The 19,230-nt window shown below is 69.7% G+C and carries 16 protein-coding genes and 1 riboswitch; of the genes, 4 read left to right on the plus strand and 12 right to left on the minus strand.

What is annotated here, in order from left to right:
* Window positions 1-10: 10 nt before the first annotated feature.
* Both Q0568_RS04535 and Q0568_RS04540 read right to left on the minus strand, forming a co-directional pair.
* The gene (locus Q0568_RS04535) at window positions 11-841 is read right to left on the minus strand and encodes an NAD(P)-dependent oxidoreductase (protein WP_298862929.1); all 831 of its coding nucleotides are present in this window, start codon (window positions 839-841) and stop codon (window positions 11-13) included.
* Between the two features lie 39 nt (window positions 842-880).
* Window positions 881-1,642 carry an SDR family NAD(P)-dependent oxidoreductase gene (locus Q0568_RS04540; RefSeq protein ID WP_298862932.1) on the minus strand — a complete coding sequence of 254 codons (762 nt, stop codon included), beginning with the start codon at window positions 1,640-1,642 and terminating at the stop codon, window positions 881-883.
* A 125-nt stretch (window positions 1,643-1,767) separates the two neighbouring features.
* Here Q0568_RS04540 and Q0568_RS04545 point away from each other — a divergent pair, with 125 nt between their 5' ends.
* Window positions 1,768-2,130, plus strand: coding sequence for a DUF488 domain-containing protein (locus Q0568_RS04545; protein WP_298862935.1), 363 nt, complete (start codon window positions 1,768-1,770; stop codon window positions 2,128-2,130).
* A 3-nt stretch (window positions 2,131-2,133) separates the two neighbouring features.
* Here Q0568_RS04545 and Q0568_RS04550 read toward each other — a convergent pair whose 3' ends face one another.
* The 4 genes from Q0568_RS04550 to Q0568_RS04565 all read right to left on the minus strand — a co-directional run bounded on the left by Q0568_RS04550 (window position 2,134) and on the right by Q0568_RS04565 (window position 5,568).
* A complete protein-coding gene (locus Q0568_RS04550) occupies window positions 2,134-2,649 on the minus strand; it encodes a DUF2127 domain-containing protein (RefSeq protein ID WP_298862939.1) in 516 nt (171 codons plus the stop codon).
* 38 nt (window positions 2,650-2,687) lie between these two features.
* Window positions 2,688-3,470: an energy-coupling factor transporter transmembrane protein EcfT gene (locus tag Q0568_RS04555; protein WP_298862943.1), complete on the minus strand. Its 783-nt coding sequence runs from the start codon at window positions 3,468-3,470 to the stop codon at window positions 2,688-2,690.
* Window positions 3,467-4,924 (minus strand): ABC transporter ATP-binding protein, encoded by a 1,458-nt coding sequence (locus Q0568_RS04560; RefSeq protein ID WP_298862946.1) that lies wholly within the window; start codon window positions 4,922-4,924, stop codon window positions 3,467-3,469. The genes Q0568_RS04555 and Q0568_RS04560 overlap by 4 nt, the downstream gene beginning before the upstream one ends.
* Before the next feature lie 2 nt (window positions 4,925-4,926).
* Complete coding sequence (locus Q0568_RS04565) at window positions 4,927-5,568, minus strand: ECF transporter S component (protein ID WP_298862949.1); 642 nt, start codon at window positions 5,566-5,568, stop codon at window positions 4,927-4,929.
* Window positions 5,559-5,670, minus strand: a riboswitch (TPP riboswitch). It overlaps the preceding gene by 10 nt.
* A gap of 210 nt (window positions 5,671-5,880) precedes the next feature.
* Between Q0568_RS04565 and Q0568_RS04570 the strand changes: the two genes are divergently transcribed.
* A complete protein-coding gene (locus tag Q0568_RS04570; protein ID WP_298862952.1) occupies window positions 5,881-7,341 on the plus strand; it encodes a D-alanyl-D-alanine carboxypeptidase in 1,461 nt (486 codons plus the stop codon).
* A gap of 229 nt (window positions 7,342-7,570) precedes the next feature.
* Here the strand turns inward: Q0568_RS04570 and Q0568_RS04575 are convergent, their stop codons facing one another.
* Entirely contained in the window at window positions 7,571-9,748 is a 2,178-nt protein-coding gene (locus Q0568_RS04575) for an ABC transporter ATP-binding protein (protein ID WP_298862955.1), read from the minus strand.
* Window positions 9,745-11,472, minus strand: coding sequence for an ABC transporter ATP-binding protein (locus Q0568_RS04580; protein WP_298862961.1), 1,728 nt, complete (start codon window positions 11,470-11,472; stop codon window positions 9,745-9,747). The genes Q0568_RS04575 and Q0568_RS04580 overlap by 4 nt, the downstream gene beginning before the upstream one ends.
* A 182-nt stretch (window positions 11,473-11,654) precedes the next feature.
* On the opposite strand from Q0568_RS04580, the gene Q0568_RS04585 reads away from it, so the two are divergent.
* Window positions 11,655-12,812 carry a glycosyltransferase family 4 protein gene (locus tag Q0568_RS04585; RefSeq protein WP_298862964.1) on the plus strand — a complete coding sequence of 386 codons (1,158 nt, stop codon included), beginning with the start codon at window positions 11,655-11,657 and terminating at the stop codon, window positions 12,810-12,812.
* A gap of 207 nt (window positions 12,813-13,019) precedes the next feature.
* Here the strand turns inward: Q0568_RS04585 and Q0568_RS04590 are convergent, their stop codons facing one another.
* Window positions 13,020-14,078, minus strand: coding sequence for an enoyl-CoA hydratase/isomerase family protein (locus tag Q0568_RS04590; protein ID WP_298862967.1), 1,059 nt, complete (start codon window positions 14,076-14,078; stop codon window positions 13,020-13,022).
* Window positions 14,079-14,189: 111 nt separating this feature from the next.
* Here Q0568_RS04590 and Q0568_RS04595 point away from each other — a divergent pair, with 111 nt between their 5' ends.
* The gene (locus Q0568_RS04595; RefSeq protein WP_298862970.1) at window positions 14,190-16,082 is read left to right on the plus strand and encodes an ATP-binding cassette domain-containing protein; all 1,893 of its coding nucleotides are present in this window, start codon (window positions 14,190-14,192) and stop codon (window positions 16,080-16,082) included.
* Window positions 16,083-16,095: 13 nt separating this feature from the next.
* Here Q0568_RS04595 and Q0568_RS04600 read toward each other — a convergent pair whose 3' ends face one another.
* The 3 genes from Q0568_RS04600 to Q0568_RS04610 form a co-directional block, all read right to left on the minus strand.
* Complete coding sequence (locus Q0568_RS04600) at window positions 16,096-16,542, minus strand: hypothetical protein (protein ID WP_298862973.1); 447 nt, start codon at window positions 16,540-16,542, stop codon at window positions 16,096-16,098.
* A gap of 103 nt (window positions 16,543-16,645) precedes the next feature.
* Window positions 16,646-17,812, minus strand: coding sequence for an ATP-binding protein (locus Q0568_RS04605; protein WP_298862975.1), 1,167 nt, complete (start codon window positions 17,810-17,812; stop codon window positions 16,646-16,648).
* A gap of 93 nt (window positions 17,813-17,905) precedes the next feature.
* Complete coding sequence (locus tag Q0568_RS04610) at window positions 17,906-19,228, minus strand: glutamate-1-semialdehyde 2,1-aminomutase (protein ID WP_298862980.1); 1,323 nt, start codon at window positions 19,226-19,228, stop codon at window positions 17,906-17,908.
* Window positions 19,229-19,230: the final 2 nt, after the last annotated feature.

Below are 19,230 nucleotides of genomic sequence, written 5' to 3' on the forward strand. Positions count from 1 at the left end.
CGATCCCGGCTCAGTCCAGGAAGATGTCCGGGAACAGCCGGTCGTCCGGCGTGCCCGGCACGGCGGCGTACTTCGACAGGTCGGTGACACTGGCATCCGCCAGCACGTCCTCGACGATCAGCGTCTGGCCGGTGCGCTCGCGCGACGGCGTCGTGAGCACCTCGTAGGCGGCATCCGCGTAGATGTCGGCGGTGCGGCTGGCAGCCATCACGCGGTCGCCGCCCAGCAGGTTCTGCACGGCGGCGGTGGCGATGGTGGTACGGGGCCACAGCGTGTTGGCGGCGATGCCGGCATCCGCGAACTCCGCCGCCAGGCCCAGCGTGGCCATGGTCATGCCGTACTTCGCCAGCGTGTAGCCGGTGTGCGCACCCAGCCACTTGGGCGTGATGTTCAGCGGCGGCGACAGCGACAGGATGTGCGGGTTGGGCGCATCCTTCAGCAGCGGAACGGCCGCGCGGGACAGCATGAACGTCCCCCGCACGTTGACGTCCTGCATGAGGTCGTACTTCTTCGCCGCGAGGTCGGCCGAGCGGGACAGGTCGATGACGCTGGCGTTGTTGATGACGATGTCGATGCCGCCGAACTCGCCCTGCGTCTTCAGCACGGCTCCGGTGATGTCGTCGTCGTTGCGCACGTCGCCCACGATGGCCAGCGCCTTCCCGCCTGCGGCGCGGATCGCGTCGGCGGCGGTGTGCACGGTGCCCTCGAGCTTGGGATGCGGGGTGTCGGTCTTGGCGAGCATGGCGACGTTCGCGCCGTCGGCCGCTGCGCGCAGCGCGATGGCCAGGCCGATGCCGCGGCTGCCGCCCGACATGAGGATGGTCTTTCCAGCCAGGGTCATGAGGTCTCTCCTAGGTTCGGTCCGGTCACCGGCGAGTGGTCACTTCGGGGCCATGCGGATGGCACCGTCGAGGCGGATGGTCTCGCCGTTCAGGTAGCCGTTGGCGACGATGTGCTCCACCAGCGCGGCGTACTCGTCGGGCCTGCCCAGCCGCGACGGGTAGGGCACCTGGGTGCCCAGCGAGTCCTGCGCGGCCTGCGGGAGCCCCGCCAGCATCGGCGTCTCCATGATGCCCGGAGCGATGGTGCACACGCGGATGCCGTAGCGCGCCAGCTCGCGGGCGATCGGCAGCGTCATGGCGTGCACGCCGCCCTTCGACGCCGAGTACGCCGGCTGGCCGATCTGCCCGTCGAAGGCTGCAACACTGGCGGTCGAGACGATCACGCCGCGATCGCCTCCCTCCGTCGGCTCCTGCTGCGCCATCACGGCGGATGCCTGGGAGATGACGTTGAACGTGCCGATGAGATTGATGCGGATGATCCGCTCGAACGCGGCCAGGTCGGTCGGGTTGCCCTCGCGGTCGAGCACCTTGGCGGGCGGCGCGATGCCCGCGCAGTTGACGACCACGCGCAGCGGCGCGATCGCACCGGCGGATGCCACGGCCGCGGCCACCTGGTCGACGCTGGTGACGTCGGCGGGGGCGAACAGCCCGCCCAGCTCTGCGGCGATCTCCTCGCCCGCGGAGGTGGGGAGGTCGATGATCGTGACCTGCGCACCTGCCGCGGCCAGCCGGCGCGCGGTGGCGAGGCCCAGGCCGCTGGCGCCGCCTGTGATGAGGGCGCCCTGTCCCGTGATCTGCATGTGTTCTCCTTCGAACGGCACTGCACCCGTCGGCGCATCGCACCGACGTTGCGACTGAGTCTCAGCATACGTGGTTCTGAGTTTCGCAACTAGCGGGATCGGAAGCAGAGGTGGATGCTGAAGCTATGGAACTTCGTCGGAAACGAGCCTACGACAACGCCTCAGCCGAAGACGGGTTCCGTGTTCTCATCGACCGGCTGTGGCCCCGAGGCGTCTCGAAGGAGCGCGCGGCCATCGACCTGTGGGCCAAGGGCATCGCCCCCAGCACCGAGCTGCGCCACGAATGGCATGCACCGGATGCCGACTTCGCCACGAACGCCGCGCGCTACCGCGCCGAGCTCGAGAACGAGGACGCGCAGGCGCTGGCGGAGCTCGTCGATGAACTGCGCAAGCATCCCGTCGTCACCCTCGTCTACGCCGTGAACGACACTGAGCACAACCACGCCGTCGTGCTCGAGCCCATCCTGAAGCAGATGCTCGGCGAGTGAGCATCAGACGCTCCGTCGCAGCACCCAGTCGATCGTGCCGCGCGCGGTCTCGCGCAGCGTGCGCCCCTCATGCCACTCGCGCCACGTGAGTGCGATGATCAGGGCGTCAAGCACTGTCAGCACGACGATCATCACCGAGGGCGAGACGAACAGCTCGTACACCTGGAAGATCAGGAACAGCGCCAGTGCCCCGATCGCCCAGGGGTAGATGCGGCGCGAGCCGCGCAGCAGCGCCAGCACGATCGCGAGCTTGATCACGCCGTGCAGCAGGAGGTAGGCGGCCAGGAACCCGGCGGCCTGCGGCGCGAGATGGGTGGCGCCGCGGACGATGAGGTTGGCGAGGAAGTCGTTCGGGTCCTCGGCCAGCTCCTCCGCGGTGAGGCGGAACGCCAGATGCTGGATGGCCTGCGGCGACAGGATCAGCAGCGCGGCGCCTCCGATCAGCTCGACCAGCCCGTCGATGCCCTTCACGACCACGCCGATGAGGAAGAGCAGATCGAGCACGCGCTGGCGCATCATCGGCATCCTCTCCGGTCGGTGCCGCCAGAGTAGTCCGATCAGCTCCAGACGAACCGGAAGGCTCCCGTGGCGACGGCCGCCGCGATCGCCAGCACCATGATCGCCGCGGCGCCCAGCAGCGCCACCGCATCGCGCGGGTGCAGCCGGGAGGGTCTGGACCAGGTGCGCGGGATGCCCGAGCCGAAACCGCGCGCCTCCATGGCCATGGCCAGCTTGGTGCCGCGGCGCACGGCGAACACCAGCAGCACGAACGCCATCGAGAAGAACCGCCGGATCGCACCGCGGTCGCCGACGCCACGCGCGCGACGGGCCAGGGTCATGGTGCGCCAGTCGTCGAGGAACAGTCCCAGCATCCGCGTTCCCGCCAGCACCCCCAGCACGAATCGGCTGGGCAGGTGCGCGACCTGCGCGAGCGCGTCGCCGAGCTCGGTGGGATCGGTGCGGCCGAACAGCAGGATCGCGGGCAGGCCCAGCGCGATCACGCGCAGGGTGACCGAGAGGGCCAGGGCGATCGAGCCGTCGCTGACCGTCGCCACCCCGAACTGCCAGTACACGGCGCCCTCGGGCTTGGCGTACAGCAGCATGCTGATGCCGGCCAGCGGCGAGAAGATCACGATGGGCAGCATCCGCAGCAGCACGGTGCGCACGCGCAGCCCGGTCAGCGGCAGGCACAGCGCCTGAAGACCGATGGCGACCACGGCGCTGACCGGATCGATCGACGCGAACAGCGGGATCGACAGCAGCAGTGCCATCACGATCCTCGTCACCGGGTTCACCCCGTCGAGCCAGGCCCTCCTGGTCTCCGTCAGTACGGCGGTCATCGTGCCACGACCGTCTCGAGCTCGAGCCGCTGCCCGCCGAGATGGCGCACCACCGCGTCGTCATGGCTGACGGCGACGATCGTGCGACCGGCGGCGATCTCCTCCTGCAGCAGCTCGACGATGCCGATCCAGCCGCGCCGGTCCTGCCCGAAGGTGGGCTCGTCGAGCACGATCACCTGCGGAGCGGATGCCAGCACCGTGGCCACCGAGAGCCGCCGCTTCTGCCCGCCGCTGAGCGTGAACGGGTTGGCCAGGGCCAGCGGCGCCAGCTGCAGTCGCTCCAGCAGGTCGTCGGCGATGGCGTTCGCCTCGGCCTCGGTCTTGCCCAGCGCGCGCGGCCCCACCGCCAGCTCGTCTCGCAGGGTGCGCGCCAGGAACTGATGCTCGGGCTCCTGGAACACCGTGCCGATGCGGGTGAGCAGCTCGCGCGACGCCCACTTCGAGGGGCGCACGCCCGAGCGCCCGGCCAGGTCAGTCGCCGAGGTCACGGCGCCGCGCAGTTCGGGCAGGAGCCCGGCCAGCGTGAGCGCGAGCGTGGACTTGCCTGCTCCGTTCGGGCCCGTGAGCACCGTCGCCGCGCCGCGCGGCATCCGCAGGTCGAGTCCTGCCTGCACGACCGTGCGGCGGTCGCGGGAGACCGCGAGGTGCCGCGTCGTGAGAACGGCATCCGTCCCGGCATCCGCCGACTCGAGCAGGGGAAGGGGGATGCTGCGCCCGGGAACCCACACGCCGGCATCCGCCAGCTCGTCACCGTGACGTCCGAACACCTCGGACGGGGTGCCGTCGGCCAGCAGACCGCCGTCGGCGGCCAGCACGATCACGCGAGTGAGCACGTCGGCCCAGATCTCGGTGCGATGCTCGACCACGACCAGTGTGGCGCCGGTGTCCTCGAGAATGCGGCCGACGCTCTCGCGCACCTCGCGGACGCCCGTCGGATCGAGGTTGGCGGTCGGCTCGTCCAGCAGCAGCAGCCCGGGGCGCATCGCCAGGACCCCCGCCAGCGACAGGCGCTGCTTCTGCCCTCCGGAGAGCTCCTTGGTCGGTCGGTCCAGCGGCACGTCCAGGCCCACCTCGTCGAGCGCCGCGGCCACGCGGGAGGGGATCTCGGATGCCGGGACGCCGAGGTTCTCGCATCCGAAGGCGATGTCGTCGCCCACCTTGGAGAGCACGACACCGGCATCCGGGTCCTGCAGGACCAGCCCGATGGCGCCGCGCCGGGACTCGGGGGCCGACCCGTCGACGAGCAGCGAACCGGTGCGCTCGCCTTCGTCGGCATCGCCCAGGACGCCGGCCAGCCCCGCCAACAGCGTGGACTTGCCCGCCCCCGATGCGCCGAGCAGCAGCACCCGTTCGCCGGGTTCGATCGTGAACGACACGTCGCTGACGGCGGGCAGCCTGCGCCCGGCGTAGCGCCAGCCCCACCCGTTCGCGGTGACGCGAGCAGGAGCGGCCATGCTCAGACCTCCTGGCGTGCTTCCCGCCCGGCCGCGAACCTGCTCAGGGCGCCGGTCGTCGCGAGGGCGCGCACCAGCAGCCAGCCCACCAGGCCGGCCAGCAGCGCGCCGGAGACGGCGAGGGTTCCCAGGTAGATGGCGTTGAACTCGAACGACTTCAGGAAGTTCGGCGACGAGCCGTAGAACATCTCGAAGATCCAGGCCGCGGCCCCCGCGCCGACACCGGCCAGCATGGCCACCGGCAGGGTGAACCGGCGGTACAGGAGCAGCGCGAAGACCAGCTCGGCGCCCAAGCCCTGCACGATGCCGGACAGCACCGTGGAGACGCCCCAGACGTTGCCGATGAGCATCGAGATGATGGCCGCGACGACCTCGACGACGAAGGCCGCACCGGGCTTGCGGATGACCAGGCCCCCGACCACGCCGCCGATCAGCCAGATGCCGACGGCGATGCCGCCGAGACCGGGCGTCAGCGCGTCGGCGGCCGAGAACCAGGCGCCGCCGACGGCGTTCCAGCCCCAGAAGACCAGGCCGATGGCGACGCCGAGCACGGCGGCCACGACGATGTCGACGACGCGCCAGTTCCAGCGGGTGGTGGCAGTGGCGGCCGCAGCCGCGGTGGATGTGGACGTGGATGCACTCATCAGAACTCCTCCCTGCGCCGGCATGATCCGGATCAGGTTCGACGGTCGAAGCGCGGTTCGCTTCCTCTCAGCCCGGCACACCGGACTCCCGTGGTTGTGCCTTCGATCTTAGTCGCGTCGGGGATCGGTTGATAGCGTGTATCGCGTGACCGTCCCCCCCCCGACTCCACGCGCCCTCCGACGCGCCGTTCACTGCGCGAGCGCCCGGGCCGCGGCGACGACTCAGGAGCCGGAGCCGACGCCGCCACTCTCGTCGCCCCCGAGACGGGCGCGACGGCGGGCGCGACGGCGACGGACGCCGCCACGGAGGTCGTGACCCGGCCGGTGCCGCTGGACGAGCTGACCGCAGCGCAGACGCCCGCCGAGACGGAGCCCGACTTCCTCAGCGGCCTCACCGCGGGCGTCGAGCCGGTGCCGGAGGCGGAGTCGGTCACGAGCTGGGCGGATGCCGAGCATCCGACCACCGCACTGACCTGGCTCGACCCGCAGACGATCACCGCCCCGCCGACAGTTGCCGACGACTCCCCGCCGTCACTGTTCGACGGCGTCCATCTGCCTGCAGCCGGCCGCCGCATCCGGCTGCTCGTCCCCATCATCGTGATGGCGGGGATGTGCGCGACCTACGTCGGCGGCACGCTGCTGGTGCCGTTGGGCAACGTCCCGCCGACGGTGCAGTCCGCGCCGGTGGAGATCGCGCCGGCACCGGCGGCCACGGTCTCCTGGCCCGGCAGGGGCAGCGCGTCGGTCTCCGTGCAGGGCATGACACCGCTCGCCTCCACCACCGAGCGCGATGAGATCGCCAGCATCACCAAGGTCGCCACGGTCTCGATGGTCCTGGAGAAGCTGCCGCTGAAGGTCGGTGAGCAGGGCCCCAGCTACCAGTTCACCCGCGCGGATCAGCGCGATTTCCAGCAGTACCGTCGCCAGAACCAGTCGTCGCTGGACGTGCCGGTGGGCGGCAGCCTGACCGAGTATCAGATGCTGCAGGGTGTGCTGCTGGGCTCGGCCAACAACTACATCGACCGCCTCGCCCGTGAGATCTGGGGCTCGGAGCGCGGCTTCGCCGATGCCTCGGCGGCCTGGCTGCGCAGCAAGGGCATCGAGGGAATGACCTTGGACAGTCCGTCCGGCTTCGACAGGGACAACGTCTCCTCACCCGAGGCGCTGCTGCGGCTGGGCGAGGTCGCGATGCGCAACCCGGTGTTCGTGGAGATCGTCAGCACCCGCTCGGCGGAGATCCCCGGCGTGGGCACGGTCACCAACACGAACCAGATGCTCGACGACCCCGGAGTGGTCGGCATCAAGACCGGCACCCTCACGCACTGGAACCTGCTCACCGCCAAGGACGTGACCGTGAACGGCACCACCGTGCGCCTGTTCGCATCGGTGCTCGGGCAGAACAGCAACGGCGATCGCCTCGCCGTCACACGGTCGCTGCTGGCCGAGGTGGAGAAGTCGCTCACCGATCAGCCGGTGGCCGTGCCGAAGGGCACCGTCGTCGGGAGCGTCGAGACCCCGTGGGGCGCGAAGAGCGACATCGTGACGGACGACGACACGAGGGTCGTGCTGTGGAACGGCGCAACGGCGACCGCGACCACGACGCTGGAGCTGGGGGCATCGATGAAGGCCGGGGCGAAGGCCGGTTCCCTCGATGCGAAGGGCCCGATCAACACCGTGAAGACCCGCGTATCGCTGTCCAAGACGCTTGCCGAGCCGACCGTCTGGTGGCGGTTGACGCATCCGCTGGAGCTGTTCGGCCTCGACAAGCGCTGAGGCCGGTGCGTCCGCGCGATTCGCGAGCCCCATCTGGCGGCCTCCCCCGCAGCCAGGCAGCCATTCAGACCCCGCGGAGAACACGCCCCTGCGGCCCGGGAGGGTCGCGGGTCCCATATGGCGGCCTCGTACGCGCAGAGGCCACCATTCGGGCCCCACGAGGACACGATGCCAGTCGCCCGCACCCCGAAGGCGCCCACTCTTGCGAGTGGGCGCCTTCGGGGTGTGATCAGGCCCGACCGGGATCCGATGCCGTGGACTCGGCCTCGCGGACGGCCTCGGCCAGCTGCGCGGCATCCGCCGACTCGGCGATCGCCTCTTCGGCCTCCGCCTCTCCGGTGACGATGATCGGCGTCGAGCCGGTGAGGGCGTCCTCCGCGTCGATGTCGGCGGCGGCCTGCTCGAACTGCGACTGGTACAGCCGCCAGTACGCGCCCTGCTTGGCGATCAGCTCGTCGTGGTCGCCCTGCTCGACGATGTCGCCGTGCTCCATCACCAGGATCAGGTCGGCATCGCGGATCGTCGACAGACGATGCGCGATCACGAACGAGGTGCGCCCCTGGCGCAGCGCCGCCATGGCGTGCTGCAGCAGCAGCTCGGTACGGGTGTCGACGGCGCTGGTGGCCTCGTCGAGGATGAGGATCGACGGCTGCGCCACGAACGCGCGGGCGATCGTGATCAGCTGGCGCTCACCGGCGGAGACGTTGGACGCCTCCTCGTCGAGCACCGTGTCGTAGCCCTCGGGCAGGGAGTGCACGAACCTGTCGACGTAGGTCGCCTCGGCGGCCGCCATGATCTGCTCGTCGGTGGCGTCCTCCTTGCCGTACCGGATGTTCTCGCGGATCGTGCCGCCGAACAGCCACGGGTCCTGCAGCACCATGCCGGTGCGGCTGCGCAGGTCGGGGCGGGCCATCTCGGCGATGTCCTGCCCGTCCAGCAGGATGCGGCCGGAGCCCAGCTCGTAGAAGCGCATGATCAGGTTGACCAGCGTGGTCTTTCCCGCGCCGGTCGGTCCGACGATCGCGACGGTCTGCCCTGGCTCAACCCGGAACGACAGGTCGGTGATCAGCGGACGGTCCTCGCTGTACGAGAACGCCACGTGGTCGAACTCGATGACGCCCTTGCCGCCGTCCACGGTGGGGGCGTCCTCGTCGTCGGGGTCCTGCTCGTCGGCATCCAGGAAGTCGAAGACGCGCTCCGCGGATGCCGTGCCGGACTGCACGACGGCGGCCATGCCGCCCAGCTCGCTGAGCGGCTGGCTGAACTGCTGCGAGTACTGGATGAACGCCTGCACGTCGCCGAGCTTCAGGCCGCCGTTCGCCACCATCAGTCCGCCCAGCACGGCGATGCCGACGTACTGCAGGTTCCCGATGAAGGTCATGGCGGGCATGATGATGCCCGACAGGAACTGCGCCTTGAAGCTGGCCTGGAACAGCTCCTCGTTCTCGGCCTGGAAGCCGTCGAGGGCGTCCTGCTCGCGACCGAACACCTTGACCAGGGCGTGGCCCGAGAAGGCCTCCTCGACGCGGGCGTTCAGACGGCCGACCTTGCGCCACTGGATGCCGAAGGCCTTCTGCGAGCGAGGGCCGATCACGCCGAAGATGACGCCCATCAGCGGCAGTGAGATCAGCGCCACCAGTGCCAGCTGCCACGAGATGGAGAACATCATGACCAGCACGCCCACCACGGTCAGCACGCTGGTCAGCGCACCCGAGAGCGACTGCTGCATGGTCTGCGTGATGTTGTCGATGTCGTTGGTCACGCGCGAGATGAGCTCGCCGCGCTGCACCTTGTCGAAGTACGACAGCGGCAGGCGGTTGATCTTCGCCTCGACGTCCTCGCGCAGCCGCCACATGGTGCGCACCATGATCACGTTGATCACGTAGCCCTGCAGCCAGCTGAGGATCGACGAGACGACGTAGATGCCGAGCACCGCCACGATGATCCAGCGCAGCGCTTCGAAGTCCACGCCGTCGCCGACCTTGAAGGGGTCCATCGCGGCGACCATGTCGGCGAAGGTGCCCTGCTTCGCCTGGCGCAGCGCCTCGACGACCTGCTCGCTGGTCGTGCCCTGCGGGAACGGGTGGTCGCCCTCGCCGAGGGTCTTCGAGATGAAGCCCTCGTAGACGATGTCGGTCGCCCGTCCCAGGATCTTCGGAGCCGCCACCGAGAGCACGACGCCGATCGCGCCGAGCACCGACACGAAGACGAACCACCAGGCCGAGGGCTTGAGCAGCCCGATCATGCGGCGGAAGCTGGGCCCGAAGTGGTCGGCCTTGCCGGGTGCGGGGCCGCTGAACATGCCGCCGCCGTGCTGGCGCGCCTTCTCGGCCTGTTCGGCTTCTTCGCGCTCGGCCTCGGTCATCTCCACGGGACCCCTGGTTCCGGACTCGGCCTGCGGGCTCATGCGTCCACCCCCAGCTGCGACACGACGATCTCCTTGTAGGTCTCGTTGGAGGCCAGCAGCTCGTCGTGCGTGCCGACGCCCACCACCTTCCCGTCATCGAGGACGACGATGCGATCGGCATCCGTGATGGTCGACACGCGCTGCGCGACGACGATCTTGGTCACGTCGGGCAGTTCACGCCACAGCGCCTGCCGCAGTCGGGCATCCGTCGTGAGGTCCAGCGCCGAGAACGAGTCGTCGAAGACGAGGATCCGCGGCTGGTGCACGATGGCGCGGGCGATGGCCAGGCGCTGACGCTGACCGCCGGAGACGTTGGTGCCGCCCTGGGAGATATGAGACTCGAGCTGCTCGGGCATCTCCTCGACGAAGTCACGGCCCTGGGCGATCTCGAGGGCCTTCCAGAGCTCCTCGTCGGTGGCCTCCTCGCGTCCGTAGCGCAGGTTGGATGCCACGGTGCCTGCGAACAGGAACGGACGCTGCGGGATCAGGCCGATGCCCTGCCACAGGCGGTCGAGGTCGGCTTCGCGCACGTCGACGCCACCGATGCTCACCGCACCGCCGGTCACGTCGAACAGCCGCGGGATCAGCGAGACCAGCGTGGTCTTGCCGGAGCCCGTCGAGCCGATGATGGCGACGGTCTCGCCGGGCGCGGCGTGGAAGCTGATGTCGGTGAGCACCGGCACCTCGGCGCCCGGGTAGGTGAACTCGACGTTCTCGAACTTCACGGCGCCAGGAGCCGGGAACTCGGCGATGCCGTTCTCGGGGCGGGTCATGGAGGACTCGGCATCCAGCACCTCGCCCACGCGCTCGGCCGACACGGCCGCACGCGGGATCATCATGGCCATGAAGCTGGACATGATGATGCCCATCATGATCTGGCCGATGTACTGCATGAACGCGAAGATCGTGCCGACCTCGGCGTTGCCGGCGTTGATCTCCAGCCCGCCGAACCAGATCACGGCCACGACGGTGACGTTGAGCACCAGCATGAACAGCGGGAACATCAGCACGAACAGCGAGCCGATGTTGCGGCCGAGCACCATCAGGTCGGTGTTGACCTCGCGGAAGCGGCGCTCCTCGATGCGCTCGCGCACGAAGGCACGGACCACGCGCACGCCGGTGAGCTGCTCGCGCATGATGCTGTTGACGGCATCGAGCTTGCGCTGGTTGGCGCGGAACAGCGGCACCATGCGGCCGATGATCAGCACCGCGATGATCAGCAGCGCGGGCACCGAGACGGCGATCAGCCAACTGAGCCCGACATCCTGGCGCACGGCCATAATGATGCCGCCGATCGCCAGCAGCGGGGCGGTGACGAACATCGTCGCGCCCATCATGGCCAGCATCTGCACCTGCTGCACGTCGTTGGTGTTGCGGGTGATCAGCGAGCCGGCGCCGAACTGCGCGACCTCACGCTCGGAGAATCCGCTCACGCGCGCGAACACGTCGGCGCGGATGTCGCGACCGGCGGCCATGGCCATGCGGGCTGCGAAGAAGGTCGCGAAGATCGATGCGAGGATCTGGCCCAGCGAGACCAGCAGCATGAGGCCGCCGTGGCTCCAGATGTAGCCGATGTCGGCCTTGGCGACACCGTTGTTGATGATGTCGGCGTTCAGCTGAGGCAGGTTGAGCGACGCCATGACACTGGCGAACTGCAGCACGACGATGACCAGCAGCAGCCATTTGTATCTGGCGAGATAGCGGACGAGGAGTTTTCCCAGCACAGGCGGACTTCCTTTTGGGATCGGGGCCGACAGAGGGCCACCTGACAGAGTGCCACGAAGCTCCGACATCCGTATCCCCCTGAAGGGGGACTTTCACTGAAGGCGAACGAATGCCCGGCACCACCCGATTTCCTGGACAGGATCGAAGAACCGCCGAGGGGCCCGCGAATAGACTCGCAGGCATGCGATCCGCTTCTGCCGTCCTGCTGGTGTGCGATTATTCGCTGGCCTATCTGGGCGGGGCGCAGACCGCATTCGTTCGGCAGGCGCAGGCGCTGGCGTCCGAGGGCGTGCCGGTGGTGGTGCTGGCGCCGGATGCCGGTGAGCTGACCGCCCCGGGCATCGTGACCGTGGCCCCGCCGCAGCGCGGGAAGATCCCCGTGCTGGACCTTCCGCTGCTGGGCAGGGCGCGCGATCTGGAGCCTCTGGTGGCGGCGACCGTGCGCAGGCACGACGTGGGCGCCATCATCGTGCACTCCGAGTTCGCACTGGCATCCGCCGCTCTCGCCGTGGGCAAGCGGCTCGGCATCCCCGTGCTGCACACCGTGCACACCTTCTTCTGGCGCGCACCGGCGGCGCTCGCCCCCTTCGCGCCGGTGGTCTCCCGCGTGCACTCCGCGCTCACCGGCATCCGCGGCGGCGATCGGTACACCGGCAGTCACCCGCTGAACAACGCCCTGCGCACCATGACGCTGCGCATCGCGCAGCGCGCCGACATCGTGCTCTCCCCCTCTCGCCATCAGGCCGAGGCGCTGCGGAAGGCGGGCGCCGGCCGCGTGGAGGCGTTCTCGAACGTGGCGCAACCGCTGGCCATCGCGCCCGCGCGCACGGACGGGCCGCTGCGGCTGCTGTGGGTGGCGCGCTTCGCGCCGGAGAAGCGCGTGGACGTCGCGCTGGACGCCATGCGCGCCGTCGTCGCCCGTCTCGGCGAGGGTCGCGTGCACCTGGACGTGGCCGGCGGAACGCACCGGCCGGTACCAGGTGTCACGTTCCACGGTCCGGTCCCCGGTGAGCGCGTGGCGGAGCTGATGGATGCCGCGGATGCCGCGCTCATCACCTCGCTGGGCTTCGACAACCAGCCGATGGTGGCGCTCGAGGCCTTCGCGCACGGCCGTCCGGTGATCGTCAGCGATCCGGTGCTGGCGACGGAGTTCGGCGACGCCGCGCTCGGCACGCCGACGCCGGATGCCGAGGGCCTGGCGGCCCTGCTCCTGCGGCTGGAGGCCGATCGCACCCTGCTGGACGCCCCGCGCGCCGGAGCCATCGCCTACGCTCGCGACCGCGTGGCTGCCGCGCACGTGGCCCGACTGCAGGAGCTCATCGCGTCAGCGCGGCGCTGAGCCGCGAAGCGGGGCACGGAGCTCTCGCCACCGGCATCCGATCGTCACTGCCTTCACGGGTCCCGAATTGCTGCCTCCCGCGAAGCGAGGCCACCATTCGGACCCCGCGACCAGCGCTCCCCAGCACCCCGGGCATGTCGCGGGTCCCATTTGGTCGACTCCTGCGCGCCGAGACCGCATTATGGGCCCCACGAAGCGAGCGTGCCTCTACTCGAACAGCGGCACCACCGGCACGAACTCGCGGGCTCCGGCGCCGGCATCCTCGGGCAGGTCGGCGATGGTCGCGGGATTCCAGTGCGGGTTGCGGTCCTTGTCGATCAGTTGAGCCCGGATGCCCTCGACCATGTCCGGCTGCGTGCCGAACCACATGATGCGGCGGTACTCGCCCTCCAGCGCCTCGCGCACGCTGTGCATCCGACGCGCTTCGCGCACGGCATCCAGCGTCACGGCCAGCCCCGTCGGCGCCAGCTCCTGCATGACGGCCAGCGCGGCGGCGGCATCCGGCTCCTGCGACCCCTGCAGCCGCGACACGACCTCGCCGACGGTGTCGGCGGAGAACGCCTCGTCGATCCACGAGCGCGCAGCCAGCAGCGGCGAGGTCTCGGGCGTCTCGTCGAACAGCAGCACGATCCCGCTGGGCGTGGGCGGGTCGGCACGCCAGGCCAGCGCCTCGCGCAGCGCGTCGAGCCGGTCGGAGGGGACGTAATGGTCGGCGAAGCCGAGCTGCACGGCATCCGCTCCGGTCATGCTCTGCCCGGTCAGGCCGAAGTACTCGCCCAGTCGCCCGGGCGCACGGCCCAGCAGCCAGGTTCCGCCGACGTCGGGGGTGAAGCCGATGCGCGTCTCGGGCATGGCCAGCCTGGAGCGCTCGGTGACGATGCGCACGGCAGCGTGACCGGCCAGGCCGATGCCGCCGCCCATGGTGATGCCGTCGGCGAAGACCACGATGGGCTTCGGGTACTCGGCGATGAGCGCGTTCATGGCGTACTCGGCGCGGAAGAACTCGGCGATGCCTCCGGGATTGCCGCCGACGATGTGGTCGTACAGCGCGCGCACGTCGCCGCCGGCGCAGAAGCCACGCTCCCCCTCGCCGTCGATGAGCACGGTGTCGATGTCGGCGTCACAGGTCCAGGCGTGCAGCGCCTCGGTGATGCGCGCGATCATGTCCTGATTCAGCGCATTGATGGCCCGCGGACGGTTCAGGGTGATGCGCCCGAGGGAATTCTCGGTGCGGATGAGGACGGTGGCAGCTTCGGCATCGGTCACGCCGCCAGGCTACTCCGAACGGTCTATGTACCGGATTTCTGCGGGGGAAACCTCGATTCACAGGGTTTTCCGAGAAGATAGGAGGAACTGGCCGCAACAGGGGAGGACACCATGCCCGAAGGACAGGTGCTCGAATTCGACCGGGTCACGAAGCGTTTCAACGCCGTGACCGCGGTCTCCGACCTGTCGGTGCGCGTGGAGCCCGGAGCCGTCACCGGCTTCCTCGGACCCAACGGAGCGGGCAAGACCACGTCGCTGCGGATGCTGCTCGGGCAGGTCCGCCCCACCAGTGGCACCGCCACGATCGGCGGCTCGGCGTACTCCGAGCTGCGCAATCCGCTGCGCACCGTGGGCGCCGTGCTCGAGGAGGCCGCCTACCGGCCCCGCCGCACCGCCGCACGCCAGCTGACCATCGCAGCCAAGGCCAACGGCATCCCGCTGTCCCGCGTCGACGAGGTGCTGCGACTGGTCGGCCTGCAGGACGACGCCGAAACCCGCCTGGGCAGCTACTCCCTGGGCATGCGGCAGCGCCTGGCCGTCGGCTCCGCCCTGCTGGGCGACCCGGGTGTGCTGGTGCTCGATGAACCCGCCAACGGCCTGGATCCAGAGGGCATCCGCTGGATGCGCCTGCTGATGCGCCGGCTGGCCGATGAGGGCCGTACGGTGCTGGTCTCCTCGCACGTGCTGAGCGAGATCGAGCAGGTCGCCGACAACGTGGTGGTGCTCTCCAAGGGGCATGCCGTCTTCTCCGGCCCCATCGAGACACTGGAGGACCCGAAGGGCGCCGCCGTCGTGGTGGATGCCGACAACCGTGCGCACCTGATCACCGCGCTCTCCGCCGCGAAGCTGAACTTCGACGTGCTGCGCTCGGGCGTCACCGTGCGCAATTCCGATGCCAAGACCGTCGGCGCCATCGCGGCCGCCGCCGGCGTGCCGCTGACCCTGCTTCAACAGCGCGGCCCCAGCCTGGAGGATGTCTTCCTCGACCTGGTCTACGGACGCGCGGGCGGGCCGCAGCTGGACGAGGCCGCCAATCCTGTCGTGCACGCGCCGCAGAGTGCGGGCGCGGACACGGGCACGGGAGACGCGACGGCGCTCGCGGGTGCTGCTGCAGCCGGTGCCGCGGTAGCGGGGGCTGCATCTGCCGTTGCGGAGGGCGTGGTCGCTGCGGCCGAGAACGCGAACGCGACGGATGCCGAAGGCGCGGGTGCTTCCTCGAACGAGGAGTCCGCGGATGAGACGCAGTCGGCCGAGGAGAGCGACCCTGACGACGCGGTCTCCGATGGCGACACGGCCCAGGATGACGACGGCGACGCCGCCAGCGGAGCGGACATCGTCGCTGACAGCGGCGACACGGAGCACGAGGACGACGACACGGCGGCCGATGCGGACGCCGCAGACGCTCCCGAGTCCGTGGACCCCGAGGCCGAGTCGGGTGCGACCGAGTCCGACGTCGACGTGGACCCCGCCGCCGAACCGGATGCCACCGGGGATCCTGCGACCTCCGACCTGGACGACGCGGTATCAGCGCCGTGGGCGCCGAGCCCCACCCTGACCGGCGAGGGCGAGCACTCCGAGCCCGCCCCGGGCATCGATGCCGATCATGACGAGCCTGTCGACGTCATCCTGCCGCAGGCCGTCCGCTCGGTGTCGAACCCGCAGGTCGTCGACTCGTTCACGTTCACGGAGCTGATCACCGGCATCCCGGCAGCCGCCTCCTCGGACGACGCCGAGCCGGCCGCGCCCGCCACCGAGGCCATCCCGGTGTTCACGCCTCCGCTCGCCGATGAGGACGACGACGAGTCGGTGGTGGACGATGTCGTCGACGACGCCGAGGATCCGCGCCTGGCGGCGATGCGCACGTCGCTCTCGAGCGCGGCCAGCCGGTTCTTCGACGGCCCCGCCCCGGACTACCCGTACGGCGATGCGCCGGCGCAGCCCGCGGCGGAGGAAGCGCCCGCCGAAGGCGAGCCCCAGGCCGAGGGCGACCAGCACCAGGGCTGATCGCGACAGGCCGTCAGGCCGGGCGCGGGCGGATGACCGGCCGCTGACGCGGCTTCTGCACGGGCACCGAGCCCGTGGCGATCTGCTGCACGTCGGCGGGCTCGTCTCCGGCCTCCAGCCGCAGCGCCTGCGTGAGCGCCGGGCCGTGGCGGGTGGTGAGGATGAGCCGCTGGTAGTGCTCGTCGCCCTCCAGGTCGATCACGACGCTGGGCCGGCGTTTGCGGATCAGCACGAAGTCTCTGGTGCCGGCGCCCTTCCAGGTGCCCGCGGCGAGGATGCCGGGGATGTACGTGCCGGGCCCCGGAACGCCCCGCAGCCAGGTCCACGCGTCATCGGTCAGCTGCACCTTGACGATGTGCTCGCGCTCGATGTGCAGGTTGGCGCGGTGGAAGGTCGACGCCCGCTCGATGGCGGACAGCACGACCTCGAGTCGCGTCTGATCCAGCAGGAGCGTCACCATCACCCCAGTCTGCCAGCGCACCCCTGCGAGATGACTGCGACTTGCTCACAACGCGGCAACGATCCGTTGTGCGGATCGGCAGATGCGCCGGTTCATACAGCGCTCAGTGCTTGCTGCTCGTTCTCATCATGAACTCCCCGAACAGCGGGACAGTGAATGCGGTGTCACCATGCGCGGGACTGTAGATCATTCCCTTTGCGATCAGCCCAGACCGGCGCGGTGCGACGCTCTCCACCTTCACTCCGAGTGCTGTCGCTATGTCGCCTGAGCGATGCGCACCAGGACCCAACTCGGCCATCGCAGCCAAGTACTCCTTCTCCTTGGGCGTGAGACGGTCGAGACGTACGAGGAAGAAGTTGCGATCGAGATGCTCGGTGACGATCGGCCTCGTACGCTCGACGTCGGCGAGGCTGATGCTCGGGCCGGCGCTGTGATTCCACAGGTGGTAGCCCCACTCCTGTAGGAAATACGGATACCCGGCTGTCTCCCGTGTCAACGCCTTGATGGCGTCATCCCCATATGAGACTCCCTGTGCTTCGGCAGGCACAGTCAGGGCGGCGCGCGCGTCCGCGTCGTTGAGCGAACCGATCGCCGGGAATTCAAACAGCCGTTCCGCATACGACTTGGATTCGCCCGCAAGTCCAGGCAGCTGCGGCAGTCCGGCACCGACGAGCACCACGGGGAGGTTCAACTGAGTTGTCCGGTGGATCGCGGAGATTGCAGCCCCCAGCTCCTCAGCTGTGAGGTACTGGACCTCGTCGATTGCGATGAGGATGCCAGTTTCGCGCTCGGCCGCCGCTTCCCCAGCCGCAACCAGCAAGTCCGTCAGGTCATCCGAGAGGACTCCCGAATCTGCAGTCCCTGCGAGCGCATCCAGATCCAACGACACCGACGACCCATCGGGAAGCTGCATCTGGAACGACTTGAGGACACGAAGAGCTCTCAGCGCTTTCGATGAAGGCCTCTTCGCGTCGAATGCGAGGAGGATCTTGCGAAGCGCACGAGTCAGCAGCGCACGTAGGTCACCTGTCTCCGGCGCCTCGATGAACGCGACGGACAGTCCCTCCTGCTCCGCGATCTCAGTGAAGCGATTGAGGAGGACGGTCTTACCCACTCCGCGGAGCCCGATCGGCATCACACTCTTGCCAGGTAGTCCGGTAAGCGCCCGACGGAGGAGAGTGCCGAAGTGGTCGATGTACGCATCGCGGCCCAGAAGCGCCGGCGGTTGTGTACCCGCTCCAGGGCGGTAGGGATTTCTCAGCTCGTCCATCTTGATGAATCTTATCCGCTCGCCGCATAAGATTCATCAAGGTCTGTGAAGACAGAACTTACCCCGCAACCGAGTAAGGCCCGTCAATCCGGTTCAGGCGGTGGCGGATGCTGCCGCACGGGCCGCCGCGGGCAGCGCGGCCTCGATGGCGGCGAGCTCCTCCTCGCCGTGCGCGGCGGTGAGGAACCAGGCCTCGAACACGCTGGGCGGCAGCGCGATGCCCTGCTCGCGCATGCTGTGGAAGAACGGCGCGTACCGGAACGACTCCTGCGCTTGGGCCTGCGCGTAGGTGCGCGGGGCCTCGGCGGCGAAGGCCACGCCGAACAGGCTGCCCGCGCGCGGCACGGCGTGGGTGACACCGGCATCCGTCAGGGCGCGGTCGAGCGCGTCCGCGATGCGGGAGGCGGCGGCATCCACCTTCGAGTACACCTCGGGTGTCGCCAGCCGCAGCGTGGCGATGCCCGCGGCCACCGACAGCGGGTTCCCCGACAGCGTGCCGGCCTGGTAGACGGGGCCCGTGGGCGCCAGCATGTCCATGACCTCGGCCCTGCCGCCGAGGGCCGCCAGCGGCATCCCCCCGCCGACGACCTTGCCGAAGGTGATGATGTCGGGCAGGTACTGCTCGCCCGCCTGCTGCTGCAGGCCCCAGAATCCCGCGGGGTGCACGCGGAAGCCGGTGAGCACCTCGTCGAGGATCATCAGCGCGCCGTGCGCATGCGCGGTCTCGGCGATCAGCCTGTTGAAGCCGGGCAGCGGGGCGACGACGCCCATGTTGGCGGAGGCGGCCTCGACGATGACGGCGGCAATGCGGTCGCCGTGCTCGGCGAACACCGCGGCCAGCGCAGCGGGATCGTTGTAGTCGATGACCAGGGTCTGCGCGGCGATGGGCGCGGGAACGCCTGCGGATCCGGGCAGGGCGAGGGTGGCCACGCCGGAGCCGGCCGCCGCCAGCAGCCCGTCGGAGTGCCCGTGGTAGTGGCCGGCGAACTTCACCAGCAGGTCGCGGCCCGTCGCGCCGCGTGCCAGGCGGATGGCGGTCATGGTGGCCTCGGTGCCGGTGGACACCATGCGCACGTGCTCAACCGGGCGGGCGTCTTCATACTGCACGCGGTCGGCGATCAGCCGGGCCAGCTCCACCTCGCCCTCGGTGGGGGCGCCGAACGACAGGCCGCGGGTCGCGGCATCCTGAACCGCCTGCACGATCTCGGGATGCGCGTGACCGAGCAGAGCAGGGCCCCACGAGGCGACCAGATCGACGTACTCGTTGCCCGCGGCATCCGTGACTCTGGCGCCCTTCGCCGAGGCGAGGAAGCGGGGCGTGCCGCCCACCGAGCCGTACGCGCGCACCGGCGAGTTCACCCCTCCGGGGATCACCGCACGGGCAGCGTCGAACAGGGTGTCATTGCGGTCGGTCATGC

The sequence above is a fragment of the uncultured Microbacterium sp. genome, assembly GCF_937927635.1.
Classification (GTDB): Bacteria; Actinomycetota; Actinomycetes; order Actinomycetales; family Microbacteriaceae; genus Microbacterium.

Excerpts from the sequence above, each read along its gene's own strand:
- Q0568_RS04545 (WP_298862935.1), top strand. The coding sequence starts at position 1,768 with ATGGAACTTCGTCGGAAACGAGCCTACGACAACGCCTCAGCCGAAGAC.
- Q0568_RS04600 (WP_298862973.1), bottom strand. The coding sequence starts at position 16,542 with ATGGTGACGCTCCTGCTGGATCAGACGCGACTCGAGGTCGTGCTGTCC.
- Q0568_RS04555 (WP_298862943.1), bottom strand. The coding sequence starts at position 3,470 with ATGACCGCCGTACTGACGGAGACCAGGAGGGCCTGGCTCGACGGGGTG.
- Q0568_RS04550 (WP_298862939.1), bottom strand. The coding sequence starts at position 2,649 with ATGATGCGCCAGCGCGTGCTCGATCTGCTCTTCCTCATCGGCGTGGTC.
- Q0568_RS04535 (WP_298862929.1), bottom strand. The coding sequence starts at position 841 with ATGACCCTGGCTGGAAAGACCATCCTCATGTCGGGCGGCAGCCGCGGC.
- Q0568_RS04595 (WP_298862970.1), top strand. The coding sequence starts at position 14,190 with ATGCCCGAAGGACAGGTGCTCGAATTCGACCGGGTCACGAAGCGTTTC.
- Q0568_RS04560 (WP_298862946.1), bottom strand. The coding sequence starts at position 4,924 with ATGGCCGCTCCTGCTCGCGTCACCGCGAACGGGTGGGGCTGGCGCTAC.
- Q0568_RS04610 (WP_298862980.1), bottom strand. The coding sequence starts at position 19,228 with ATGACCGACCGCAATGACACCCTGTTCGACGCTGCCCGTGCGGTGATC.
- Q0568_RS04565 (WP_298862949.1), bottom strand. The coding sequence starts at position 5,568 with ATGAGTGCATCCACGTCCACATCCACCGCGGCTGCGGCCGCCACTGCC.
- Q0568_RS04585 (WP_298862964.1), top strand. The coding sequence starts at position 11,655 with ATGCGATCCGCTTCTGCCGTCCTGCTGGTGTGCGATTATTCGCTGGCC.
- Q0568_RS04540 (WP_298862932.1), bottom strand. The coding sequence starts at position 1,642 with ATGCAGATCACGGGACAGGGCGCCCTCATCACAGGCGGCGCCAGCGGC.
- Q0568_RS04605 (WP_298862975.1), bottom strand. The coding sequence starts at position 17,812 with ATGGACGAGCTGAGAAATCCCTACCGCCCTGGAGCGGGTACACAACCG.
- Q0568_RS04575 (WP_298862955.1), bottom strand. The coding sequence starts at position 9,748 with ATGAGCCCGCAGGCCGAGTCCGGAACCAGGGGTCCCGTGGAGATGACC.